The organism is Cellulomonas cellasea (assembly GCF_030372105.1).
GTDB lineage: Bacteria > Actinomycetota > Actinomycetes > Actinomycetales > Cellulomonadaceae > Cellulomonas_A > Cellulomonas_A cellasea_A.
The window spans coordinates 13,056-38,138 of sequence record NZ_JAUDBQ010000025.1 but is presented as its reverse complement, the minus strand read 5'-3'; the positions used below and the strand labels follow the sequence as shown (position 1 = coordinate 38,138).

At 72.1% G+C, this 25,083-nt stretch carries 20 protein-coding genes and 1 riboswitch; of the genes, 16 read left to right on the top strand and 4 right to left on the bottom strand.

Going from position 1 to position 25,083, the window contains the following annotated elements; genetic code table 11:
- On the top strand, positions 1-397 hold a 397-nt coding region (locus QUV83_RS17270), incomplete at its 5' end, for a DUF3017 domain-containing protein (RefSeq protein ID WP_289566166.1).
- Between the two features lie 17 nt (positions 398-414).
- On the opposite strand, the gene QUV83_RS17265 is transcribed toward QUV83_RS17270, so the two are convergent.
- A complete protein-coding gene (locus QUV83_RS17265) occupies positions 415-1,500 on the bottom strand; it encodes an aquaporin (protein ID WP_289566165.1) in 1,086 nt (361 codons plus the stop codon).
- 247 nt (positions 1,501-1,747) lie between these two features.
- Here QUV83_RS17265 and QUV83_RS17260 point away from each other — a divergent pair, with 247 nt between their 5' ends.
- From QUV83_RS17260 to QUV83_RS17215, 10 genes are all read left to right on the top strand, one after another.
- Positions 1,748-2,965, top strand: coding sequence for an NADP-dependent isocitrate dehydrogenase (locus QUV83_RS17260; RefSeq protein WP_289566164.1), 1,218 nt, complete (start codon positions 1,748-1,750; stop codon positions 2,963-2,965).
- Positions 2,966-3,108: 143 nt separating this feature from the next.
- The gene (locus QUV83_RS17255) at positions 3,109-4,095 is read left to right on the top strand and encodes a malate dehydrogenase (RefSeq protein ID WP_289566163.1); all 987 of its coding nucleotides are present in this window, start codon (positions 3,109-3,111) and stop codon (positions 4,093-4,095) included.
- Positions 4,096-4,208: 113 nt separating this feature from the next.
- The gene (locus QUV83_RS17250) at positions 4,209-4,487 is read left to right on the top strand and encodes a DUF167 domain-containing protein (protein ID WP_289566162.1); all 279 of its coding nucleotides are present in this window, start codon (positions 4,209-4,211) and stop codon (positions 4,485-4,487) included.
- 109 nt (positions 4,488-4,596) lie between these two features.
- Positions 4,597-10,386 carry a pullulanase-type alpha-1,6-glucosidase gene (gene pulA, locus QUV83_RS17245; RefSeq protein ID WP_289566161.1) on the top strand — a complete coding sequence of 1,930 codons (5,790 nt, stop codon included), beginning with the start codon at positions 4,597-4,599 and terminating at the stop codon, positions 10,384-10,386.
- Between the two features lie 215 nt (positions 10,387-10,601).
- The gene (gadC, locus tag QUV83_RS17240) at positions 10,602-12,260 is read left to right on the top strand and encodes a putative glutamine/gamma-aminobutyrate antiporter GadC (protein ID WP_289566160.1); all 1,659 of its coding nucleotides are present in this window, start codon (positions 10,602-10,604) and stop codon (positions 12,258-12,260) included.
- A 43-nt stretch (positions 12,261-12,303) separates the two neighbouring features.
- Positions 12,304-13,281 (top strand): glutaminase A, encoded by a 978-nt coding sequence (gene glsA, locus QUV83_RS17235; RefSeq protein ID WP_289566159.1) that lies wholly within the window; start codon positions 12,304-12,306, stop codon positions 13,279-13,281.
- 125 nt (positions 13,282-13,406) lie between these two features.
- Positions 13,407-14,525: an ROK family transcriptional regulator gene (locus tag QUV83_RS17230; protein ID WP_234346459.1), complete on the top strand. Its 1,119-nt coding sequence runs from the start codon at positions 13,407-13,409 to the stop codon at positions 14,523-14,525.
- The gene (locus QUV83_RS17225) at positions 14,522-15,616 is read left to right on the top strand and encodes a substrate-binding domain-containing protein (RefSeq protein ID WP_289566158.1); all 1,095 of its coding nucleotides are present in this window, start codon (positions 14,522-14,524) and stop codon (positions 15,614-15,616) included. The genes QUV83_RS17230 and QUV83_RS17225 overlap by 4 nt, the downstream gene beginning before the upstream one ends.
- Positions 15,613-16,389 (top strand): ATP-binding cassette domain-containing protein, encoded by a 777-nt coding sequence (locus QUV83_RS17220; RefSeq protein WP_289566157.1) that lies wholly within the window; start codon positions 15,613-15,615, stop codon positions 16,387-16,389. The genes QUV83_RS17225 and QUV83_RS17220 overlap by 4 nt, the downstream gene beginning before the upstream one ends.
- Positions 16,386-17,618 carry a sugar ABC transporter permease gene (locus QUV83_RS17215; RefSeq protein ID WP_289566156.1) on the top strand — a complete coding sequence of 411 codons (1,233 nt, stop codon included), beginning with the start codon at positions 16,386-16,388 and terminating at the stop codon, positions 17,616-17,618. The genes QUV83_RS17220 and QUV83_RS17215 overlap by 4 nt, the downstream gene beginning before the upstream one ends.
- 74 nt (positions 17,619-17,692) lie before the next feature.
- Here QUV83_RS17215 and QUV83_RS17210 read toward each other — a convergent pair whose 3' ends face one another.
- Together QUV83_RS17210 and purU are read right to left on the bottom strand one after the other, a co-directional pair.
- On the bottom strand, positions 17,693-19,075 hold the full coding sequence (locus QUV83_RS17210) for an extracellular catalytic domain type 1 short-chain-length polyhydroxyalkanoate depolymerase (RefSeq protein ID WP_289566155.1): 1,383 nt from the start codon (positions 19,073-19,075) through the stop codon (positions 17,693-17,695).
- 180 nt (positions 19,076-19,255) lie between these two features.
- Positions 19,256-20,128 (bottom strand): formyltetrahydrofolate deformylase, encoded by an 873-nt coding sequence (purU, locus tag QUV83_RS17205; protein ID WP_289566154.1) that lies wholly within the window; start codon positions 20,126-20,128, stop codon positions 19,256-19,258.
- 105 nt (positions 20,129-20,233) lie between these two features.
- On the opposite strand from purU, the gene QUV83_RS17200 reads away from it, so the two are divergent.
- From QUV83_RS17200 to QUV83_RS17180, 5 genes are all read left to right on the top strand, one after another.
- Positions 20,234-20,746: a GNAT family N-acetyltransferase gene (locus QUV83_RS17200; protein ID WP_289566153.1), complete on the top strand. Its 513-nt coding sequence runs from the start codon at positions 20,234-20,236 to the stop codon at positions 20,744-20,746.
- Positions 20,747-20,810: 64 nt separating this feature from the next.
- A riboswitch (ZMP/ZTP riboswitch) is annotated at positions 20,811-20,898 on the top strand.
- 66 nt (positions 20,899-20,964) lie between these two features.
- Positions 20,965-22,254, top strand: a complete 1,290-nt coding sequence (gene glyA / locus QUV83_RS17195; protein WP_289566152.1) for a serine hydroxymethyltransferase — start codon at positions 20,965-20,967, stop codon at positions 22,252-22,254.
- A 91-nt stretch (positions 22,255-22,345) separates the two neighbouring features.
- Positions 22,346-23,227, top strand: coding sequence for a bifunctional methylenetetrahydrofolate dehydrogenase/methenyltetrahydrofolate cyclohydrolase (locus tag QUV83_RS17190; protein ID WP_289566151.1), 882 nt, complete (start codon positions 22,346-22,348; stop codon positions 23,225-23,227).
- An 89-nt stretch (positions 23,228-23,316) separates the two neighbouring features.
- The gene (locus QUV83_RS17185) at positions 23,317-23,793 is read left to right on the top strand and encodes a VOC family protein (protein ID WP_289566150.1); all 477 of its coding nucleotides are present in this window, start codon (positions 23,317-23,319) and stop codon (positions 23,791-23,793) included.
- Positions 23,794-23,855: 62 nt separating this feature from the next.
- Entirely contained in the window at positions 23,856-24,665 is an 810-nt protein-coding gene (locus tag QUV83_RS17180; RefSeq protein ID WP_289566149.1) for an exodeoxyribonuclease III, read from the top strand.
- Here QUV83_RS17180 and QUV83_RS17175 read toward each other — a convergent pair.
- Positions 24,653-25,075 (bottom strand): MerR family transcriptional regulator, encoded by a 423-nt coding sequence (locus QUV83_RS17175; RefSeq protein WP_289566148.1) that lies wholly within the window; start codon positions 25,073-25,075, stop codon positions 24,653-24,655. The two genes, QUV83_RS17180 and QUV83_RS17175, sit on opposite strands and share 13 nt — an antisense overlap.
- Positions 25,076-25,083 lie beyond the last annotated feature (8 nt).

Here is a 25,083-nt window from a genome sequence, read left to right as displayed (position 1 = left end):
CCCGCCCGCCGCGGCCGCGCCCACGAGCCCGCCGCCCACTGATCAGTCGCGCCCGTCGGGCCAGACCCCCGTGGTGGCGCCCCCGGTGCCGCCGGAGGAGAAGCCCCTCGACCCACGCCAGATCGCGCGGGCGTCGCTCGCCGCCGGGCGCAACGCCTCGCTGTGGTGGGTGTCCGCCGGCGTCGCCGCCGCCACGGCCATCGCGCTGCTCGCGGGGATGTCGTGGGGCGCGCTGTTCCTCGCGGTGATGCTGGTCGCCGGCGCGATCGCGCGCGCCGTCGCGTCAGGCGACCATCCGGCCGCGCTCGCGGTGCGGTCCCGGCCGGTGGACGTGGCGGTGCTGCTCGGCTTCGCCTTCGTGGTCGGGGTGCTGTCCCAGATCGTCCCCGCGGGCTGACGCGATCGGGTCCGTGCTCAGGCGGGTGATCCCGGCCGCGGCGGCTCGGGAGTGTCGTCGCCGGTCCCGCCCTGGCCAGGGCGGCCGGTCGCCCCGGTGGCCGGGCCCGCGCCAGTGCCCGTCGCCGCCCCTGTCCCGGTGACAGTGATGAAGTCGTCGTCGACCTCGGGCTGCAGGCCCTCGAAGGAGGGCTCGGGCGCGAACGCCCGGTAGACGATCGCGGCGATCGCGGCCCCCACCAGTGGCGCCACCCAGAACACCCAGAGCTGCCCGAACGCCCAGCTCTCGGAGAAGATCGCCGCCGCGGTGGAGCGCGCGGGGTTGAGCGACCCGTTGGTGATGGGGATGGCGACGAGCATCATCACGGCCAGGCCCAGTCCGATGGAGAACGGCGACAGCAGTGTGGTGGACCGTCGGTCGGTGGAGCCCAGGGCCACCCCGACGAAGACGGCGGTGACGATGCACTCGATGAGCAGGGCGCCCCACATGCCGAAGCCCTCGCCTGCCGCGCCGGAGACGGCCGCGATGGGCGAGTGCTCGCCGAACCCGTTGGCGACTGTCGCGAAGAAGGTCCGCTCGGCGCCGCCCAGGGCGGGGAAGCTGGCGATCGCGACGAAGAGGACGGCGGCCGCGAACGCGCTGCCGACGAGTTGGGCGATCCAGTAGGGGATGACGTCGCGCCACGGGACGCGCTGGGCGATCGCGGCGCCGAGCGTCAGGGCCGGGTTGAAGTGGGCGCCAGAGACGTGGCCGACGGCGACCGACGCCGCCAGGTAGCCGAATCCGAACGCGATGCCGACGGCGAGCGGCCCACCGCCGAGCCCCGTGAACCCGGCGTACAGCGCGACGCCCAGGCCGGCGAGGACCACGACGAAGCTGCCGAACGCCTCGGCGCCGATCCGTGCGATCAGGGCGGGGCTCGCCGTGCCCTTGCCGGCGGGGAGCCGGTAGGCGAGTGACTCGCGGACGGATCCGGGCCCGGACTTCGCGCCGCGTGGCCGGCCCTGCTCCTCGCGCGACCGGGCGGCGGCGTCCGCCGCGGCGTCGGAGGCCGGGCGGTCTCCCGCGCCGGGGGTCCCTGTCGTGTCCTGCGGCTCAGACATGGCGATTCCTGTCATGGGGTCGCGGCTCGCGAGCCGGGCGGCATGGCGTGCCGCCTCGGCCCGCCGGTCGCACGGCGGCTGAGACTCCCAGCATGGGGACGCGCCAGCGGAACCGCACCCGGAGAACGCGCGCCGCGCACGGGCCGCAAGTCTCTTGATGTCGAGTAATCTGGGCGGCGGACCCCGTCGGCCTCGTGGCATGACCCGTCGGCCACGAGCACTCACGAGAGCACAGGAGAGCCAACGCATGGCGAAGATCAAGGTTGTCGGGCCGGTCGTCGAGCTGGACGGCGACGAGATGACACGGATCATCTGGCAGTTCATCAAGGACCGCCTGATCCACCCCTACCTCGACATCGACCTGCGGTACTACGACCTGTCGATCGAGAACCGCGACGCGACCGACGACCAGGTCACCATCGACGCCGCGCTCGCCATCAAGGAGCACGGGGTCGGCGTCAAGTGCGCCACGATCACGCCCGACGAGGCGCGCGTCGAGGAGTTCGGCCTCAAGAAGATGTGGCTCTCGCCCAACGGCACGATCCGCAACATCCTCGGTGGCGTGGTGTTCCGCGAGCCGATCATCATCTCGAACATCCCGCGCCTGGTGCCGGGCTGGAACAAGCCGATCATCATCGGCCGTCACGCGTTCGGCGACCAGTACCGCGCGACGAACTTCAAGGTGCCCGGCGCCGGCACGCTGACGCTGACGTTCACGCCGGAGGACGGCTCGGAGCCGATCCACCAGCAGGTCGTGACGTACCCCGAGGGCGGCGGCGTCGCGATGGGCATGTACAACTTCAACGACTCGATCCGCGACTTCGCGCGGGCGTCGTTCGCGTACGGGCTGCAGCGCGGCTACCCGGTGTACCTGTCCACCAAGAACACGATCCTCAAGGCGTACGACGGCGCGTTCAAGGACATCTTCCAGGAGGTGTTCGACTCCGAGTTCAAGGAGCAGTTCGCCGAGGCCGGCCTGACCTACGAGCACCGCCTCATCGACGACATGGTCGCCGCGGCCATGAAGTGGGAGGGCGGCTACGTCTGGGCCTGCAAGAACTACGACGGCGACGTGCAGTCGGACACCGTCGCGCAGGGCTTCGGCTCGCTGGGCCTCATGACGTCGGTGCTCATGACGCCGGACGGCCAGACGGTCGAGGCGGAGGCGGCGCACGGCACCGTGACACGCCACTACCGCCAGCACCAGGCCGGCAAGCCGACCTCGACGAACCCGATCGCCTCGATCTTCGCGTGGACGGGCGGCCTCAAGCACCGCGGCAAGCTGGACAAGACCCCCGAGGTCACGCAGTTCGCCGAGACGCTGGAGAAGGTCGTCGTCGAGACCGTCGAGAGCGGCAAGATGACGAAGGACCTCGCCGCGCTGGTCGGCCCGGACCAGCCGTGGCTCACCACCGAGGAGTTCCTCGGCGCCCTCGATGAGAACCTGGCGGCCCGGCTCGCCTGACACACGTCGATGACATGCGGCGCCCGGCCGGCCCTGTGGGGGCTGCCGGGCGCCGCGCGTCTCGGCCCGGTCGCGGACGGCCCTGCCGGTCCCCGCCGCACACATCGCACTCACCGCTCGCCGTTCGATCAAAGGAGATCAGCATGACGACCCCCGTGAACGTGACTGTGACTGGCGCCGCCGGTCAGATCGGCTATGCCCTGCTGTTCCGGATCGCGTCGGGGCAGATGCTGGGCGCGACCACCCCGGTGCGGCTGAGCCTGCTGGAGATCCCGCAGGGCGTGAAGGCCGCTGAGGGCGTCGCCCTCGAGCTCGAGGATGGCGCGTTCCCGCTGCTGGCGGGCATCGACATCTACGACGACGCGAAGGCGGCGTTCGAGGGCGCCAATGTGGCGCTGCTCGTCGGCGCCCGGCCCCGCACCGCGGGCATGGAGCGCGGCGACCTGCTCGCGGCGAACGGCGGCATCTTCAAGCCGCAGGGCGAGGCCATCAACGCGGGCGCCGCGGCGGACATCCGGGTGTTGGTGGTGGGCAACCCGGCGAACACGAACGCCCTGATCGCGGCGTCCCACGCGCCGGATGTGCCGACGGAGCGCTTCACCGCGATGACGCGGCTGGACCACAACCGGGCGGTGTCGCAGGTGGCGCGCAAGACGGGCGCCGAGGTCGCGACGATCGCCCGGGTGACCATCTGGGGCAACCACTCGGCCACGCAGTACCCCGACCTGAGCCACGCCACGGTGGGCGGGGACGCCGCGTTGGCGGTCATCGCCGACCAGGCGTGGGTCGAGGACGACTTCATCCCGACGGTCGCGAAGCGCGGTGCGGCGATCATCGCGGCGCGTGGCGCGTCGTCGGCGGCGTCGGCGGCGAATGCGGCCATCGACCACGTGCACTCGTGGGTGCACGGGACGCCGGAGGGTGACTGGACGTCCGCGGGCATCGTGTCGGACGGCTCGTACGGGGTGCCCGCGGGGCTGATCTCGTCCTTCCCGGTGACCTCTGACGGTGGGGCCTGGTCGATCGTGCAGGGCCTGTCGGTCGACGACTTCTCCCGTGGGCGGATCGACGCGTCGGTGGCGGAGTTGGAGGAGGAGCGCACGGCGGTGCGGGAGCTCGGGCTGATCTGAGCTGCCTCATCTGAGCGGCCTCATCTGAGCGCGCCGATCTGAGTCATGCTGGGCTCGGACATAGGCCCGCCTCGCCCTCGGGTGGGGCGGGCCGCTCGGATGGGGAGGCTGGTGTGCGCGTCGGGATCAGGGTGAAGCCGGGGGCGTCCCGCACCCGTGTCGGGGGGCTGCACGCAGACCGCCTCGTGGTGGCCGTGCAGGCGCGCGCGGTGGAGGGCGCGGCGACGGAGGCCGCCCTCGCGGCGGTGGCCGAGGCGTGCGGGGTGCGGCGTCGGGCTGTCTCGCTGGTGGCGGGTGCGACGAGCCGCGACAAGGTCGTCGAGGTCGACGTGCCGCAGGGGGAGGAGCCGGCGTTGCGGGCCCGGCTCGACGCGTTGCGCGAGGGCGCCTGAGGGCTGCTGAAACCGACACATCGTCCTATTGCTGAAAATTACGGCAATCTGTACGGTCGGTTTCACGTATCCCTTCCGCACAGAGTCGTGCGGCGACGAAGGAGTCGACATGGCCAGGGACCACCGCACGCGCACGTCAGCCAGCCTCCTCACAGTCCTCGCCGTCGCGCTGCTGGGGGCAGTGCCCGCCTCCACAGGAAGCGCCGCCGAGACGCGCTCCTTCACGGTGGTCGGCTCCTTCCAGGACGAGCTCGGCTGCGCCGCCGACTGGCAGCCCGATTGCGCCGCGACCCTGCTAGCGCCCACCGACGTCGCCGGGGTGCACAGCGCCGAGCTCACCGTCCCCGCGGGCAGCCATGAGTACAAGGTGGCCGTGAACGGCTCCTGGGACGAGGCGTACGGGCGCGACGGCGGCGCCGAGAACGTGCCGCTCGTGCTGGCCGGGCCCGCGACGCTGCGGTTCGCCTTCGACGACTCCACGCACCGCATCGCGCTCGAGCCCGTCACGCTGACCGGCGGCCCCACCGCCGGCGACGACCAGATCGTCGCGGCGCCCGCCCGGGACAGCGGCGCCGGCGAGAGCTTCTACTTCGTCATGACCGACCGGTTCGCCAACGGCGACACCGCCAACGACACCGGCGGACGCATCGGCGACAGGCTGACGACGGGCCTGGACCCCACCGACAAGAGCTTCTACCACGGCGGCGACCTCGCGGGCCTGCGCGGCCAGCTCGACTACATCGAGGGGCTCGGGACCACGGCGATCTGGCTCACGCCGTCCTTCGTCAACCGCCCGGTGCAGGGGACCGGCGCCAGCATCTCGGCCGGGTACCACGGGTACTGGATCACCGACTTCACGCAGATCGACCCGCACCTGGGCACGAACGCCGAGCTCGAGGCGCTCATCGCCGACGCGCACGCCCGCGACATCAAGGTCTACTTCGACATCATCACCAACCACACGGCCGACGTCATCGACTACGCCGAGAAGACGTACACGTACGTGGACCAGGCCACCCGGCCCTACACCGACGCGTCTGGGGTCCCGTTCGACCCCGCCGACCATGCCGACGGCGGGCCGTTCCCGGCGCTCGACGCCCAGACGTCCTTCGCGTACACCCCGGTGATCGCCCCCGAGGACGCCGACCTCAAGGTCCCCGCCTGGCTCAACGACCCCACGCTCTACCACAACCGCGGCGACTCGACGTGGACGGGGGAGTCCGTCACCCACGGCGACTTCTCCGGGCTCGACGACCTCATGACCGAGCACCCGACGGTGGTCGACGGGTTCGTGGAGGTCTACGACGAGTGGATCGACCTGGGCATCGACGGCTTCCGCATCGACACCGCCAAGCACGTCAACCGCGAGTTCTGGGAGCAGTGGACCACCCAGGTCCTGGACTACGCGCATGCGCACGGCAAGCCCGACTTCTTCATGTTCGGCGAGGTGTACGACGCGGACGCGGCGCTGCTGTCGCCGTATGTGCGCGAGACCGACATGAACGCGGTGCTCGACTTCGCGTTCCAAGCCGGCGCCTCGAGCTATGCGCGCGGCTTCTCGGCGACCGGGCTGCGGGCGCTGTTCGCGAGCGACGACAGGTACACCACCGCCGACACCAGCGCGGCGGCGCTGCCGACCTTCCTGGGCAACCACGACATGGGCCGGATCGGGCACATGGTCAAGGACTCCGGGGACGCGCTGCGCCGCTCCGAGCTGGCGCACTCGCTGATGTACCTCACGCGCGGGCAGCCGGTCGTGTACTACGGCGACGAGCAGGGCTTCGTCGGCGACGGGGACCTGGGCGGCACGGACAAGGACGCGCGGCAGTCGATGTTCGCCAGCCAGGTGCCGGAGTTCACCCAGCAGCGCCTGCTCACGGGCGAGGTCGCGGGATCGGTGGACCGCTTCGACGCCGACGCGCCGCTGTACACGCACATCGCCGAGCTCGCGGGGCTCCGCTCCGGCTCGGACGCGCTGACGGGTGGCGCACAGGTGGAGCGGCTGGTGGGCGGCGCCGACGGCTCGGTGTACGCGTTCTCCCGGGTGGACCGGACCGAGAAGGTCGAGCACCTCGTCGCCCTGAACAACTCCGCCACGGCGCAGACGGTCACGCTCACCACGCTGACCCCGGGCGCTGCCTACGAGGCGCTGCTCGGCGTCGACGAGGGCGCCGCGGCCACCGCCACGGCCGACGGCGACGGCGCGCTCACGCTGACCGTCCCGCCGCTGGCCGCCGTGCTGCTGCGCGCCGACCGCACCGTGGGCGTGCTCGACGGGGACGCGGGCCTGAGCGTGACAGCCCCGGCGGCCGGCGCCGCGTTGCGCGGGCAGGTCCCCGTGGCCGCAGACATCGACGACGACACCTGGGCGGAGACGTCCTTCGCGTACCGGGTGGTCGGCGACAGCGGATGGGAGAAGCTCGGCACGGCCGAGACGACCCAGCCGCGCGTCTTCCACGACGTGTCGGCCCTGCCCGAGGGCGCACTGCTCGAGTACCGGGCCGTGTCCACGGACGCCGCCGGCAACCGGGTCGCCGCGTCTGCCTACGCGAGCGTGGGGGTGGCGGTCGACGGTGGCACGGGCCCGGGCCCCGACCCCGAGGGCGAGCTCGTCACCATCCCCGGCAGCCACAACGCGGCGATGGGCTGCGCGGGCGACTGGCAGCCCGCCTGTGAGCAGGCGCAGCTCGCCAAGCGGGCGGATGGCGTCTACGCGGGGACGTTCACGGTGGCGCCGGGCTCCTATGAGTACAAGGTGGCCGTCGGCGGATCATGGGACGTCAACTACGGCGCGGGCGGCGTGCGGGGTGGCGCCAACGTCGCGTACACGGTGACGGGGAGCGCGCCGCAGCAGGTCACCTTCGTGTACGACCCGGTGACGCACTGGTTCACGTCCACCGCGCAGGGCCCGCTGCTCACCCTCCCGGGGAGCCATCAGAGCGAGGCGGGATGCGCGGCGGACTGGGCGCCGGACTGCCTGGCCACCTGGCTGCAGGATCCGGACGGCGACGGCGCGTACACCTTCACCACGGCGGCGCTGCCGGCTGGGGTGTACGAGGCCAAGGTCGCCCACAACCTCTCCTGGGCAGAGAATTACGGGGCAGGCGGGGCGCGCGACGGCGCGAACATCCCGTTCGCCGCTCCGGGAGGCAAGCCCGTGACCTTCACCTACGTCCTCGCCACGCACCTGCTGACCATTGATGTCACCGACCCCCCGACGCCCGGCCTCGGGGAGGCGCAGGGACACTGGATCGATGCGAGGACACTCGCCTGGCCTGCGACCTGGGTCCCCGCGGGCTCGGCGCCCGAGTCCCTCGAGTTCCGGCTGCACGCATCGCCCGATGGCGGGCTCGACGTCGCCGACGGCGCGGTCACTGGTGGCGACGAGCACGAGCTGGCACTCGACCCGGCGGGCCTGTCCGCCGATCAGCTCGCCCGGTTCCCCGCGCTCGCGGGCCATCTGGCGTTGCGCCTGCCCGAGGGCCTCACCCGGTCCGACCTCGAGGGACTGGCCGGCGGCGAGCTGCTCGTCACCCAGCGCGGCGCCGACGGCGAGCTGCACGCCGCGTCCGGGGTGCAGATCGCGGGCGTGCTGGACGACCTCTACGCGCAGGCCGCCGCCGACCGGGACCTCGGCGTCACCTGGGAGAAGGGGCGCCCGTCGATGGCGCTGTGGGCGCCCACAGCCCGCAAGGTCGACCTGCTGCTCTGGCCCGGGACCGATGTCAGCGGGGACCCGGTGCGGGTGCCGACGCGGCGCCAGGCGGACGGCTCCTGGACGGCGCGGGGGGAGCGGTCGTGGGCCGGGTCGGCCTACCGCTACGAGGTCACGGTGTACGTCCCCGCCACCGACGCCGTCGAGGTGAACGCGGTCACCGACCCGTACTCGGTGGCGCTGACCACCAACTCGACGCACTCGGTGCTGGTCGACCTCGACGACCCGGCCTTCCAGCCCCGGCAGTGGGCGAAGGCCAAGCAGCCGGTGGTGCGTCCCGTCGACCAGACGATCTACGAGCTGCATGTGCGGGACTTCTCCGCCTCCGACGCCACGGTGCCCGAGGGGTTGCGCGGCACGTACGGGGCGTTCGCGGCGAACGGCGCGGGCCGCGCGCAGCTCCGCCAGCTGCAACGGGCGGGCCTGACGACGGTGCACCTGCTGCCGACGTTCGACCTCGCCACGATCGAGGAGGACCGTGACGCGCAGCAGGCGCCGGAGGGCGACCTCGCGTCGTTCGCGCCGGACTCGACCGAGCAGCAGTCACGCGTGGCGGCCGTCGCGGCGGACGACGCCTTCAACTGGGGCTACGACCCGTTCCACTGGACCACCCCCGAGGGCTCGTATGCGCGAGACGCCGACGGCGGCGCCCGGGTGGCGGAGTTCCGCACGATGGTGGGAGCCCTGCACGCCGACGGACTGCAGGTGGTGCTCGACCAGGTCTTCAACCACACGACCGCCAGCGGCCAGGCGGCCACCTCGGTGCTCGACCGCGTGGTGCCCGGCTACTACCACCGGCTCAACCTCGCGGGCGCCGTGGAGACGTCCACCTGCTGCCAGAACGTGGCCACCGAGCACGCGATGGCCCAGAAGATGATGGTCGACTCCGTGGTCACGTGGGCACGGGACTACAAGGTCGACGGCTTCCGCTTCGACCTGATGGGCCACCACTCGGTGGAGACGATGGCCGCGGTGCGCGCCGCGCTCGACAAGCTCACGCCGCGCCGCGACGGCGTGGACGGCTCGGCGGTCTACCTGTACGGCGAGGGCTGGAACTTCGGCGAGGTGGCCGACAACCGGCTGTTCACCCAGGCCACGCAGGGCCAGCTCGGCGGCACGGGCATCGGCACGTTCAGCGACCGGCTGCGCGACGCGGTGCGCGGCGGCGGCCCCTTCGACGAGGACCCCCGCCTCCAAGGCTTCGGCTCTGGCTCGGCGACGGATCCGAACGGCGCCTCCGTCAACGGCAGCGCCGAGCAGCAGCTCGCACGCGTGCAGCACCAGGCCGACCTGGTGCGACTGGGCCTCGCCGGCAACCTGCGCGACTTCGCCTTCCTGGCCAGCGACGGCGAGGTGCGCACCGGCGCCGAGCTCGACTACAACGGGCAGCCCGCCGGCTACGCCGACTCCCCGGAGGAGGTCGTCACCTACGTCGACGCCCACGACAACGAGACGCTGTTCGACGCGCTCACCCACAAGCTCCCGCGCGACACGGCGATGGGCGACCGGGTGCGGATGAACACGGTGTCGCTGGCCACCACGGCCCTCGCGCAGACGCCCTCCTTCTGGCACGCCGGCGCGGAGCTGCTGCGGAGCAAGTCGCTCGACCGCAACTCCTACGACTCGGGCGACTGGTTCAACCACCTGGACCTGGCGGGCCAGGACAACGGGTTCGGCCGCGGGCTGCCGCCCGAGCAGGAGAACGCCGACCTGTGGCCCTTCCAGAAGGCGCTGCTGGGCGACCCGACGCTCAAGCCGACGCCCCAGGACATCGCGGCGGCGGAGGCGGGCGCCCTCGACCTGCTGCGGCTGCGCTTCTCGACGCCGCTGTTCCGGCTCGGCGACGCGGAGCTCATCCAGCAGAAGGTGACGTTCCCGGGCAGCGGACCCGATGCGGCGCCCGGCGTGATCGTCATGCACGTGGACGATCAGCGCCGGGGGAGCGGCGCGGACGTGGACAAGAGCCTCGACGGGGTGCTGGTCGTCTTCAACGCCTCCGACGAGGCCGTCACCCAGGTCCTGCCCGAGCTCGCGGGACGGCGCCACGCGCTCTCCCCGGTGCAGGCCAAGGGCTCAGACCCGGTGGTGCGCCAGACGACGTGGGACGCGAGGACGGGGACGGTCACCGTCCCGGCCCGCACCGTCGCGGTGCTGGTGGAGAAGCGTTCCACGGGGCGCCACTGAGCGGCCGGTCGCGGCCCGGGGGCCGGTCTGGCGCGGGGGCGCCGGGGCCTCGCGCTGTCCGATCGGGATGTGCGACGTAGCCTGAGGCCAACAGCGCGCCCCGGCGCGGGTGGCCGAGTCCCAGCCGCCCCGCACCGAATACCGCCCACGTCTCGGCGAGAACGACAGCACCTCTCCTGAGCTCCGATCACCGGAGCGAACCGCGAGGAGTTCCCATGACGGCGCAACAATCGGCACCTGCCAAGAAGAGCGTGCCCCAGAAGGCCACCATCTCGATCTTCGCGCTCGCGATGATGAACATCGTGGCGGTGGTGAGCCTGCGCGGGCTCCCGTCGGAGGCCGAGTACGGACTGGGCTCGATCTTCTACTACCTCTTCGCGGCGGTGTTCTTCCTCGTCCCGGTCTCCTTGGTGGCAGCAGAGCTCGCCACCGGCTGGCCGGAGCGCGGCGGGGTGTTCCGGTGGGTGGGGGAGGCGTTCGGCGGGCGCTGGGCGTTCGTCGCCATGTTCGTGCTCTTCATCGAGGTCAGCGTCTGGTTCCCGACGGTGCTCACGTTCGGCGCCACGGCGCTGGCGTACACCGACGACAACACATCGTTCGCCGAGCGGCTGTCCTCGAACCGGGCGTACATCCTGCTGGTGGTGCTCGCCGTGTACTGGCTGGCCACGTTCATCGCCATGCGCGGCGCCCAGGCGTTCTCCCGCGTGGCCAAGTGGGGCGGGTTGATCGGCACGATCATCCCCGCGGCCCTCCTCATCGTGCTGGGGTTCAGCTACGTCTTCGCTGGCAACCCCTCGCAGATCAAGATGGGCTGGGGCGAGCTGATCCCCGACTTCGGGAACTTCTCCAACGTGGTGCTCGCCGCGAGCATCTTCCTCTTCTACGCCGGTATGGAGATGAACGCGATCCATGTGAAGGAGGTCAAGAACGCCTCCCGGAACTATCCGATCGCCATCGGCATCGCGGCCCTGGGCACCGTGATCATCTTCGTGCTGGGGACGCTGGCCATCGCGTTCGTGGTGCCGCAGTCCGAGATCAACCTGACCCAGAGCCTGCTGACGACGTTCACCGACGTCTTCCGCTGGGCGGGTGTCGAGTGGGCGGCGCCGATCGTGGCGGTGGCGCTCGCGATCGGCGTGTTCGCGGGCGTGGTGACGTGGGTGTCCGGCCCCTCGAGTGGTCTGCTGAGCGTGGCCAAGGCAGGCTACTTGCCACGGTTCTGGCAGGTCACGAACAAGCAGGGCATGGCCACGCACATCCTGATCGCGCAGGCGGGCATCGTGACGTTGCTCTCGGCGGCGTTCGTGCTGCTGCCGTCGGTGCAGTCGGCGTACCAGATCCTCAGCCAGCTCGCGTCGATCCTGTACCTGGTGATGTACCTGCTGATGTTCGGGGCGGCGCTCTACCTCAGGTACAGCCAGCCCAACCGACCACGCCCCTACAAGATCCCCGGCGGAGCCGTGGGCATGTGGCTGATCGGCGGCGCGGGGTTCGTCGCGTCGGCGCTGGCGTTCTTCTTCAGCTTCTTCCCGCCCAGCCAGGTGCCGACCGGATCGCCGACCACGTACGTCGGATTCCTCCTCGGGCTCGCCATCGTGTTCGTCGCCATCCCGCTGGTCATCTACGCGGTGCGCAAGCCCCACTGGCGGCAGCAGGACGACGACTTCGCGCCATTCACGTGGCAGATCGAGGGCGGCCACCCGGGCGTGGTGTCGGAGTCCTCGGTGCCGACGCCCGAGCTGCTGCGGAGCGCGCAGGCGCAGGCCGGCGCCCAGGGCGGCGGCGCCGCGACCGGGGCCGACGCGCAGGGCCCATCCACGCCGCCGCGCCACCGTGGCGAGGGCGAGCCGCCCCACCCGGACGAGCAGCACTGACGTCCCTCGACGACCGCTCATAGCACTAGGGAAGGACGCGCTCATGGCTCTCGACGCGCAGAGCATCCAGGCGGCTGTCGACGCCGCGCACCGGGACAACGCCGGGTTGCAGGGCGGGGCGAACGCCAGCTACATCCCCTACCTGGCCTCGGTGGACTCCTCGCTCTTCGGGGTCGCCGTCGTCACAGCCGAGGGCGAGGTGCACTCGGCCGGCGACGCGGACTTCGAGTTCGCCCTCGAGTCGATCTCCAAGGTGTTCACGATGGCCCGGGCGATGGCCGACGTGGGGCCGGAGGCGTTCCACCAGAAGATCGGCGCCGACCCCACAGGCCTGCCGTTCAACTCGGTGATGGCCTTGGAGCTGCACAACGACAAGCCGCTGAGCCCGCTGGTCAACGCCGGGGCGATGTCGTCGGCGAGCCTCGTGAAGGCGGAGGGCGCCGAGCAGCGCTGGCAGCGCATCCTCGAGACGCAGCAGGCGTTCGCTGGCCGGAAGATCCAGCTCAGCCCCGAGGTCAACCACTCGGAGCAGACGACGAACTTCCACAACCGGGCCATCGCATGGCTGCTGTACAGCGGCGGCGCGATGTACTCCGACCCGATGGAGGCCTGCGACGTCTACACCCGGCAGTGCTCCACCCTCGTCTCCACCAAGGACCTGGCCACGATGGGGGCGACCCTCGCGGCGGGCGGGATGAACCCCGTGACCCAGGAGCGTGTGGTGGCCGCCGAGCTGGTGCCGCACATGCTGGCGGAGATGACGATGGAGGGCCTGTACACGTCGTCGGGCGATTGGGCGTACACGGTGGGCCTGCCGGGCAAGAGCGGGGTCGGCGGGGGAGTGCTGTCGGTGGCCCCCGGCAAGCTCGCCATCGCGGCGTTCTCGCCCCCACTCGACCCAGTCGGCAACAGCGTGCGCGGCATGGCGGCGGTGGCGCAGGTCGCGCAGCGCCTGGACCTGAGCCTGTACAAGGTGCCAGGCGCGGGCGACCCGCCACTGTCCGCACTGGCCAAGGGGTGAGTTGAGCCGGAGGACACGCCTTTAATCTGTGGATCGAGGGCTGTGTACAGTTCGCTTCTGTGGGCACAGACCGGGTGACGCCGGGCTCTCAAACTTCACTGCGTGAAGCCAACCGAGCCCGGATCGTGAATGCGGTCCAGCAGCGTGGCTCTCTCACGCAGGTCGAGCTGGCCGGGGTGACAGGGCTGTCCCCGGCGACCGTGTCGAACATCGTCAAGGAGCTCACCGGCGCCGGCGTCCTGCACACCGCCCCCACCTCGCGCAGCGGCCGGCGCGCCCAGCAGGTCACCCTCGCGCGCAACCTCGGACTCGTGGCCGGCGTGCACTTCGGCACCCGGTCCCTGCGGGTCGCGCTCGCGGACGTCGCACACCGCATCGTCGCCGAGCAGCGCATGCCGCTGCCACCGGACCACCGCGCCGACGCCGGGCTGGACCGCGCGGCGCTGCTGCTCACCGAGATGGTCGAGTCGCTCGAGGCCAGCATGAGCGAGGTGCTGGCCGTGGGCGTGGGCGTGCCCGCCCCCGTGGACGTGCGCACCGGGCAGGTCTCCACCCTCGGCATGCTGCGCGGCTGGGACGGCGTGGCGGTGCCCGAGGTGCTCGAGCACCGCATCGGCGTTCCCGTCCACGTGGACAACGACGCCAACCTGGGCGCGCTGGCCGAGGTGCGGCTCGGCGCCGCGCGCGGCCACGAGAACGTCCTCTACCTGCGGGTCTCGCACGGCGTCGGCGGCGGCCTGGTGATCGGCGGGCGGCTCTACCACGGCCGGTCCGGCACCGCCGGGGAGATCGGCCACGTGACCATCGACGAGAACGGCCCGATCTGCCGCTGCGGCAACCGCGGCTGCCTGGAGACGTTCGTCGGGGCTCCCGTATTGCTCGGCATGCTGCAGGCCAGCCACGGCAGCCTCACCCTGCCAGACGTGATCGCGCGCGCGCATGACGGCGACCCCGGCTGCCGGCGCGTCATCTCCGACGCGGGCCGCCACCTGGGCTTCGCCGCCGCGAACGTCTGCAACCTGTTCGACCCCGACCTGGTGGTGGTCGGCGGGCGGCTCGCCCAGGCTGGCGCCCTGCTGCTCGAGCCGCTGCGCACCATGCTCGAGCAGCGCACAGTGCCCAGCACCGCCGGCCCGGTGGAGGTCGTCGCCTCCGAGCTCGGCGCGGCGGCCGAGGTCCGCGGCGCGTTGGCCGTCGCCCTGGACCGGGTGGGCATCGCCGCCTCGATGGTGGCGACCGGATGACCCCGCCCCGGATGTCGCGCCGCCCCGGCGTCACCGCGCTGCTCGCCGCGGCGCTGCTGGCAGCCTCGATGGCGACGGCCGGCTGCGCCTCCGCGACCGCGCAGGACGTGCCCACCATCGCCTTCTTGCTGCCCGAGTCGAAGGCCGCCCGCTACGAGAACGTGGACCGCCCCGTCTTCGAGGCGGCGGTCGCCGAGGCCTGCCCGACGTGCCAGGTGGTCTCCGCCAACGCCGGGCAGGACGCCGAGCGCCAGCAGCAGCAGGCCGAGTCCGCGCTGAGCCAGGGCGCCGGCGTCCTCGTGCTCGACGCGGTGGACGTGTCCGCCGCCGTGAGCATCGTCGCCGCGGCGGCCCAGCGCGGCGTGCCCGTCATCGCCTACGACCGCTCGCTCCCGTCGGCCGACGTCGCCGCGTACGTCTCCTTCGACAGCGAGGAAGTCGGCCGCCTGCAGGGCGAGTCCATCGTGGCGGCGCTCGCCGCGCGCCCGGCCGACGGCGTCCTCGGGGTGCTGCTCCTGGGCGGCGCGGCGACGGACGCGAACTCCGCCGCGCTGCTCGCGGGCGCCCGCGAGGCCTTCGACGGCGCGGGCGTCGAGGTGCTCGCCGAGTACTCCACCCCCGACTGGAGCCCCGACAAGGCGCAGGAGTGGGTGGCCGGGCAGCTCACCCAGTTCGAAGGCCGCGTCGACGCGGTGTGGGCCGCGAACGACGGCACCGCGAGCGGCGCGATCTCCGCGATGAAGGCCGCGGGGCTCAACCCGCTGCCCCCCGTGACCGGCCAGGACGCCGAGCTCAGCGCGGTGCAGCGCATCGTGAGCGGCGACCAGCACATGACCGTGTACAAGGACATCGCCGAGGAGGCGCGCACGGCCGCGCGCCTCGCCGTCGACCTCCTGAACGGCTCCACCCCCCGCACGACCACGACTGTGGACGGCGTCCCCGCCGTGCTGCTGACCCCCGTGGCCGTGACCACCGAGAACCTGCGCCACGTCATCGTCGACGGCGGCGTCCACACCAGCGAGGTGATCTGCGTGGATCCCTACCGTCACGCCTGCGTCGAGGCAGGCCTCATCGAGGAGGGCGACAAGTGAGCGCTCCAGTGCTGTCGCTGCGCGGTGTGAGCAAGTCCTATGGCGCGGTCCGGGCCCTGGTGGGCGTGGACCTGGACGTCCACGCCCATGAGGTCGTCGCGGTGGTCGGCGACAACGGCGCCGGGAAGTCGACGCTCGCGGGCGTCGTCTCGGGCGCCCTGCTGCCCGACGACGGGCACGTCGAGCGGGACGGGCGCCCGGTGCACCTGGTCAACCCCGCGGTGGCCCGTGCCCATGGCATCGCCGCCGTGTTCCAGGACCTCGCCCTGTGCGAGAACCTCGACGTGGTCGAGAACATCTTCCTCGGCCAGGAGGTCACCCAGGGCCCGCTGCTCGACGAGGTGGCGATGGAGAAGCACGCCTGGGAGCTGCTCAACCAGCTCGCCGCCCGCGTGCCGTCCGTCCGGGCGCCCGTAGGCGCGCTGTCCGGCGGCCAGCGCCAGGCCGTCGCGATCGCCCGCTCGCTGCTCGGCGACCCGCGCGTCGTGGTGCTCGACGAGCCGACCGCCTCGCTCGGCATCACCCAGACCGCCGAGGTGCTCAACCTCATCGAGCGGCTGCGCGAGCGCGGCCACGGCGTGGTGCTCATCAGCCACTCGATGGCCGACGTGCAGGCCGTCGCGGACCGGATCGTGGTGCTGCGGCTCGGCCGCGTCAACGGCGACTTCGACGCCGCGAGCACCAGCTACGAGGACCTGATCGCCGCCGTGACGGGGGTGACGCCCAGCGGGCGCAGCGGGCGCGTGGTCCGCGCGGGCGAGGCCGCCCGATGAGCCTGCCGGTCTCCGTCCAGACTGGCGTCCAGACCGGCGCGGAAGGGCCCGACACGTCGTCTCCCCGCGAGGTCGTGCGGGGCATCGGCCAGCGGCTGCGCACCGGCGAGCTCGGCTCGCTGCCGATCATCGGCGCGCTGATCGTCATCTGGGCGGTGTTCCAGGCGCTCAACCCGCACTTCCTCAGCAGCGACAACCTGGTCAACCTGACGATGCAGTCGGCGTCCACGGGCGTGATCGCGCTCGGGGTCGTGCTGGTGCTGCTGGTGGGGCACATCGACCTGTCCGTGGGCTCGGTGTGCGGGCTGTCGGCGGCGCTCGTCGCCGTGGGCTCCGTGCAGCTCGGCTGGCCGGTGGCCGTCGCCGTGCTCGTGGCGCTCGCCGTCGGCGTGGTCGTCGGGGTCCTGTACGGGATCCTCGCGACGCGGCTGCGCCTGCCGAGCTTCGTGTTCACGCTCGCCGGGCTGCTGGTCATCGCGGGCCTGCAGCTCAAGGTGCTGGGCCCCACCGGCTCGGTGAACCTGCCCTTCGAGTCGTGGCTCGTGCGGACCGTCCAGCAGGGGTTCCTGCCCCCGGCGGTCGCGTACGCGCTGGTCATCGCGGTGGTGGTCGCATACGGCGCCGCCCTGGTGGCCGAGCGGGCGCGGCGCGGGCGGGCCGGCCTGCCGGTGAGCGCGCCGGTGGCCATCGTGACGCGCGTGGCGCTGATCGGCGTGGCGCTGCTCGCGACAGTCGCCTACCTGCAGACCAACCGTGGCCTCGGTGTGGCGTTCGCGCTGTTCCTCGGCCTCGTGGCGGTGGTGGACATCCTGCTGCGCCGCACCCGCTGGGGTCGCGGCGTGCACGCGGTCGGCGGCTCCGTGGAGTCCGCCCGCCGGGCCGGGGTGCCGGTGCGCCGCACGTACATCTCCGTCTTCGTGGCCTGCTCGACGCTGGCCGCCCTGGGCGGGGTGCTGGCCGTCGGGCGGCTGTCGGCCGCCAACCAGGGCACCGGCGGTGGCGACCTCTACCTCACAGCCATCGCCGCGGCGGTCATCGGCGGCACCAGCCTCTTCGGCGGGCGTGGCACCGCCTGGTCGGCGCTATGGGGCGTGCTCATCATCCACTCGATCAACAGCGGGCTCACGCTGCTCAACATGGGCGCCTCCGAGCGGTATGTCATCACCGGGATCGTGCTGGCCCTCGCGGTCACCATCGACACGCTCGCGCGCCGCAACCGCACCGCCTGACCGCTCGACCGGCCCGATCGCGCGACCGGCGCCCCTGCCCACCCGGGCTGAGGGCGCCGGCCCCGCGTCTCAGGTCATCCGCCCACGCAGGCCGTGCCGTTGAGCGCGAACGACGTGGGCGCGGTGTTCACCCCCGTGTGCGAGCCGTTGAACCCGAACTGCACCGACCCGCCCGCTGGGACGGCCGCGTTCCAGGCCGCGTTGGTCGCTGTCACCTGCGCGCCCTGCTGGGTGGTCACCGAGCTCCACGCCTGCGTGACCTGCTGGCCCGATGGGAAGGACCAGGTCAGCTTCCAGCCGTTGAGCGGGGTGGCGGTCAGGTTCTTCACCGTGACGTTCGCGGTGAACCCGGTGTTCCACTGGTTGACGCTGTACGCGACTGTGCAGCTCCCGGTGGTGGTGCTCGTCGGGGTCGGCGTCGGCGGGGCTGTGGTGGGCGGCGCGGTGGTCGGAGGCGCTGTGGTGGGCGGCGCCGTCGTCGGGGGAGCCGTGGTGGGAGGAGGCGTGGTGGGGGTGGTGGTGTCCAGCCCGAAGAAGTGGATGCCCGCCGCGGCGTCGACGGGCAGGTTGTGCGAGACGCCCTGCATGCTGTTGGCCTCGACCGGGGCCCGGTCGCCCGTCGCCCCGTACCGGGTGCGCGTGATGCCGCTGGCCGGGGTGTCGGTGGACGCCGGGGTGGCGCTGACGCCCAGCACGTTGGTCCACTGCTTGATCGACTCGCCGAAGTTGACGTAGCTCAGCGTCTCGTCGTTGGTGCCGTGCCACAGCTGCACGCGGGGCCGGGCGCCCGTGTACCCCGGGTAGGCGTTGCGGACGAGGGCGCCCCACTCCTGGGCCGTCTTGGTGATGCGGCCCTGCGAGCAGTCGCTGTTCCATCCCGAGCCGTTGGTCGTCGCGAAGCAGGAGGCCGGCACTCCGGCGAACGCCGAGCCGGCGGCGAAGACGTCTGGGTAGTTGGCCAGCAGCACCTGCGTCATCATCGCGCCGGAGGAGACCCCGGTGGCGAAGACCTTGCTGGTGTCCGTGGTGTAGCGCTGCTGCACGTACTGGAGCATCGACCGGATGCCCACCGGGTCGCTGCCGCCGTCGCGGCGCAGCGCCTCGGGGGAGGACACGTCGAAGCAGTTGCCGCTCCGCGTCGCGGACGGGTAGATGACGATGTAGCCGTAGCGGGTGGCGAGCTCGTCGAACTGCGAGCCGTTGTAGAACGCGGGGCCGGAGCCTGTGCAGTAGTGCACCGCGACGAGGACCCCCGGGCGGGCCGGGAGGTTGTCGGGCACGAACAGGTGCATCTGCAGGCCGCTGGGGTTGGCGCCGAAGTTCGTGACCTCCACCAGGGAGGCCGCTTGGGCGGGTGGCGCCGTGGAGATGGCAGCGGCGGTGACGCCGAGCAGGCTGAGCGCGAAGGCGGCTGCTGCTGCGGCGACGCGGGCGACGGGGTGGCGTGGGCGGTCCATCGGTCTCCTCGATGAGCCGGTGGCATGGTGGACGTCGTCGGCCACGCACCGGGGGCGGGTGGCCTCCATCGGACGCGGAGGCCGTCGGCTCTCGGAGCATGGCCCGGCCCTCACCGCCGCCGCGACGACGTGAATCGTTTCGCCGCCGTGCGGATCGACATCGTTGTCGATCCGGTCAGGTCAGCGGAAGACGATCGTGCGGTGCCCGTCCAGCAGCACCCGGTGCTCGGCGTGCCAGCGCACGGCGCGCGCCAGCGTCCGGCGCTCGACGTCCTGGCCCAGCGCGACCAGGTCCTCCACCGAGCGGGTGTGGTCCACGCGCTCCACGTCCTGCTCGATGATCGGGCCCTCGTCCAGGTCGCCCGTGACGTAGTGCGCGGTGGCGCCGATGAGCTTGACCCCGCGGTCGTGGGCCTGGGCGTACGGCCGCGCGCCCTTGAAGGACGGCAGGAACGAGTGGTGGATGTTGATGATCCGGCCCGACAACGCCCGGCACAGGTCGTCCGAGAGGATCTGCATGTAGCGGGCCAGCACCACGAGCTCGACGTCCAGCTCCTCGACGAGCTGCAGGAGCCGGTCCTCCGCGGCGGGCTTGGTCGCGGCGGTCACGGGCACGTGGTGGAACGGGATGTCGTAGAAGCGCGCCAGGTCGGCCAGCGCCGTGTGGTTCGACACCACTGCGACCAGGTCCACGGGCAGGTTCTCGGACCGCTGGCGGAAGGCCAGGTCGTTGAGGCAGTGCGCCGCCGTCGATCCCATCACCAGCGTGCGCACGGGCCGCCCGGCGACGTCCAGGCGCCACTTCATCATGAAGCGGCCCGCCAGGTCCGTCAGGGCGCTCTCCAGCGTGTGCCGCGCCACCGAGGCGGTCACCTGCACGCGCATGAAGAACAGCCCGGTGAGCGGGTCGCCGAACTGCTGCGACTCGGTGATGTTGCCGCCGTGCTCCGCCAGCAGGCCGGCCACCGCATGCACGATGCCGGGGCGGTCGGGGCACGAGAGGGTCAGGACCCAGTGGGTCCCATCGGGGGTGTGGAGGAGCGGGGTGGACACGGTCGCCAAGGGTAGTCGAGCACCCTGGGGCCGCCGCGCAGCCGGACACAGGATGAGCGCGTGTTCCTCCCCGGAGCGGCGCCGGGTGATGGGACGATGGGACGCATGAGCGAGCCCGAGGTGGAGATCCGTCCCGTCGACCTGGCCGACGCCGGCGAGCTGCTGACGCTGCGCCGCGCGGCCTTCGTCACCGAGGCGCAGATCTACGGCGACCCGAACATCCCGCCGCTGACGCAGACGTACGACGAGCTGCGCGCCGACCTCGTGGCCGACGGCGTCATCACCCTCGGCGCCTGGTCCGGGCACCGGCTCGTCGGCTCCATCCGCGTGCTGCTCGAGGACGGCAAGGCCACCCTGGGCCGGCTCGCGGTGGCGCCCGACGTGCAGGGCCGGGGGATCGGCACCCGCCTGCTGCTCGCGATCCTGCCGCTGCTGCCCGAGGACATCAACGAGGTCTGGGTCTTCACCGGCCGCGACTCGGTGCAGAACCTCGCGCTGTACGAGCGCCACGGCTACACCCACCAGCACGACCAGACCGCCGGCGACCTGACGTTCGCGTACCTGCGCAAGATCCTCGGCGACGGCGAGGTGTCACCGGTGGGGGCCGCACGCGGCTGACCGGCCACTCGAGGCGCCCGGGCGCCGGGAAACGACGCCGGGCAGTCGCGCCGGGTTGGTAGGCTGGCCGCGTCGTGACTGGCGCAACGGGTGGAACACCACCGGGGAGCGACGCAGCAGCAGACTTCGGGTCGGACGCCTGGGCCCTCGGTCACCACACCATCCGTGTGCGTGCCCGACGTATGCCGGGAACCCGCACGCTGACTGCGAGGAGAGACATGAGCGTCGACCAGACCCCCGTGCTCGACCAGAACCTGTCCGCCGTCGACCCTGAGATCGCCGCGGTGCTGGACGGAGAGCTCGCCCGCCAGCAGGGCACTCTCGAGATGATCGCGAGCGAGAACTTCGTGCCGCGGGCCGTCCTGCAGGCGCAGGGCTCCGTGCTCACCAACAAGTACGCCGAGGGCTACCCCGGCCGCCGCTACTACGGCGGCTGCGAGCAGGTCGACATCGCCGAGACGCTCGCCATCGAGCGGGCGAAGGCCCTGTTCGGCGCCGAGCACGCCAACGTCCAGCCGCACTCCGGCGCCACGGCCAACGCCGCGGTGCTGCACGCGCTGATCAACAAGGGCGACAAGATCCTCGGCCTCGAGCTGGCCCACGGCGGCCACCTCACGCACGGCATGAAGATCAACTTCTCGGGCAAGCTCTACGACGTCTCCGCCTATGGCGTGAACCCCGAGACGTTCCTCATCGACCCGGAGGCAGTGCGGGCCGCGGCCCTCGAGCACCGCCCCGACGTCATCATCGGCGGCTGGTCCGCGTACCCGCGCCAGCTCGACTTCGAGGCGTTCCGCTCCATCGCCGACGAGGTCGGCGCGAAGCTCTGGGTCGACATGGCCCACTTCGCCGGGCTGGTGGCCGCGGGCCTGCACCCCAACCCCGTGCCCTACGCGGACGTGGTGTCGTCCACCGTGCACAAGACGATCGGCGGCCCCCGCTCGGGCTTCATCCTGTCCAAGCAGGAGTACGCCAAGAAGATCGACTCGGCGGTCTTCCCCGGCCAGCAGGGCGGGCCCCTCATGCACGTGGTCGCCGCCAAGGCCGTCTCCTTCAAGATCGCTGGCTCGCCGGAGTTCCGCGACCGCCAGGAGCGCACGCTCTCCGGCGCGAAGCTCATCGCCGAGCGCCTGATGGCGGCCGACGTCACCGGCGCCGGGGTCTCCGTGCTGACGGGCGGCACCGACGTGCACCTGGTGCTCGTCGACCTGCGCCACTCGGACCTGGACGGCCAGCAGGCCGAGGACCTCCTGCACGCCGTCGGCATCACCGTGAACCGCAACGCGGTGCCCTTCGACCCGCGCCCCCCGCGCGTCACGTCGGGCCTGCGCATCGGCACGCCCGCGCTCGCGACGCGGGGATTCGGCGACGCGGAGTTCGCCGAGGTGGCCGACATCATCGCCACCGCGCTGGTCGACGGCCAGGCCGCCGACGTCGAGGCGCTGCGCGCACGCGTGCAGAAGCTCACCGACGCGCACCCGCTGTACGCCGGGCTCCAGCAGTACTGACCCACGCCTTGCCGCCGGATCCCCGGCCCGGACGCCCCGCACCGGGGCGCCCGGGCCGGGATCCGGCGTCCGCTCGCCAAGGAAGAGTGAGATGACCGCACAGGTTCTGGACGGCAAGGCCACAGCGGCCGCCATCAAGGGCGAGCTCACGGCCCGCGTGGCCGAGCTCGCCGCGCGCGGGGTGCGCCCCGGGCTGGGCACGCTGCTGGTCGGCGACGACCCCGGCTCGCGCTGGTACGTCAACGGCAAGCACAAGGACTGCGCCGAGGTGGGCATCGCGTCCATCCGCGAGGACCTGCCGGAGACAGCCACCCAGCAGGAGGTCGAGGACGCCGTCCAGCGGCTCAACAACGACCCCGCCTGCACCGGGTTCATCGTGCAGCTCCCGCTGCCGAAGGGCATCGACACGCACCGGGTGCTCGAGCTCATCGACCCCGCCAAGGACGCCGACGGCCTGCACCCCACGAACCTCGGGCGCCTGGTGCTGCGGGTCAACGAGCCCATCGACTCGCCGCTGCCCTGCACGCCGCGCGGCATCATCGAGCTGCTGGAGCGGCACGGCGTCGAGCTCGCGGGCGCCGACGTCACCGTCGTCGGGCGGGGCACCACCGTGGGCCGCTCGATCGGCCTGCTGCTGACCCGCCGGGCGATCAACGCGACGGTGACTCTCACCCACACCGGCACCGCCGACCTCGCCGAGCACACCCGCAACGCCGACATCATCGTGGCGGCGGCAGGCGTCCCCGGCATCATCACCGCCGACATCGTCAAGCCGGGCGCCGTGGTCGTGGACGTGGGCGTCTCCCGCGCCACCGACCCCGAGACGGGCAAGTCGCGCGTCGTCGGCGACGTCGACCCGGGCGTCCTCGAGATCGCGTCCTGGGTGTCGCCGAACCCCGGCGGCGTCGGGCCGATGACGCGGGCGATGCTGCTCAGCAACGTGGTCGACACCGCGGAGCGCTTGGCCGGCTGAGCGGAGCGCATGGCCGGCTGAACGGCCGATGAGTTCGCCTCCTCGACGTGGTCAGTACCTGTGACCCCACGTCGTAGGAGGGAACCCTCATGGGAATCGTCAGCCCGCACCTCTGGTACCACTCGCAGGCCGAGGAGGCCGCGCAGTTCTACACCTCGCTGATCCCGAACTCGGAGGTCACCAGGGTCATCAAGGCGCCCCCGGGGGTGAACGTCCCCGAGGGGACCGCCTTCATCGTCGAGTTCACCCTCGACGGGATGCCGGTGACGGCGTTGAGCGCCGGCCCGGCCTTCACCCTCGACGAGTCGTTCTCGATGATCATCGCGTGTGAGAGCCAGGAGGAAGTCGACCACTACTGGGACGCGCTGCTGGCCGACGGCGGCGAGCCCAGTCAGTGCGGGTGGCTCAAGGACCGGTTCGGCCTGTCCTGGCAGGTGGTCCCCACGGCGCTGGAATCGCTGCTGTTCAGCGACGACACCGAGGCGTCGGCGCGCGCCACGCAGGCGATGTACACCATGCAGAAGCTGGACCTCCCAGCGCTCCAGGCCGCGTACGACGGCGTCTGACGCAGGCGGCCCGGCCCGGACGGGGCGGCGGCTTGTCAGCGGGATGAGGTTGGATATGCCGCGTGCTGACTATCGCCACCGCCAACGTCAACGGGATCCGGGCCGCCTACAAGCGCGGCATGTCCGAGTGGGTCGCCGCCCGCCAGCCGGACGTGATGCTGCTGCAGGAGGTCCGCGCGCCCGACGAGATCCTCAGCGACTTCCTGCCGGCGTCCGAGTGGCACCTCGCGCATGAGGCCTGCGAGATCAAGGGCCGCGCCGGTGTCGCCATCGCGTCCCGGCTGCCCATGAGCGCCATCCGCATCGGCCTCGCCACGGGCGTGCCGGTGGACACCGGGCGCTGGGTCGAGGCGGACCTCGAGGTCCCCGGCAAGGACGGCTCCACGCAGCAGGTCACCGTCGTCTCGACGTACATCCACTCGGGGACGGCGGGCACCCCCAAGATGGACGAGAAGTACGCGTTCCTGGACCACGTCACCAAGCGGCTCGCCGAGCTCGCGGGCTCCGGGCAGCACGTGGTGGTGGCGGGCGACCTGAACATCGCGCACAAGAACGTCGACATCAAGAACTGGAAGGGCAACCTCAAGGCCGCCGGGTTCCTGCCGGAGGAGCGCGCCTACCTGGACCGCTGGTTCGACGAGTTGGGCTGGCGCGACCTGGGCCGCGAGCTCGGCGGGGAGGGCCCCGGGCCGTACACCTGGTGGTCGTGGCGCGGGCAGGCGTTCGACAACGACGCGGGCTGGCGGATCGACTACCAGCTGGCCACCCCGGGCCTGGCAGACCTGGCCCGGACCGCCGAGGTGGACCGCGCGGAGGCCTACGACCAGCGGTTCAGCGACCACGCGCCCCTGGTGGTCGCCTACGACGTGTGAGCCGCGGCGCTCACCAAGGCGCCGGGCTCCGCATGGGTGGCTGACGCCGTGCGGTAGTACGCGATCTTCTCGGCCAGGTGCTCCTGCTGGCGGGTGAGCAGAGCGATCGTCGCGGTGACCTCGGCGGCGTGCTCCTCGAGGATCTCGAGCCGCTCGGGGATGGTCTGCTCCGCCCCGGCGCCTGTCGCGAGCGCGAGGCCGGCGTATCGGCGCATCGTGGCGATCGGCATGCCCGTGTCACGCAGGCACCGCAGGATCTCGAGCCACCCGAGGTCGCTGTCGGAGTAGCGGCGGCGGCCCCCGGGGTCACGCTCGACGCCGGTGAGCAGCCCGATCCGCTCGTAGTAGCGCAGGGTGTCGATGCTGAAGCCGCTGCGTCGGGCGGCCTCGGCCGGGGTGTGCGTCGCCATGGCCACAG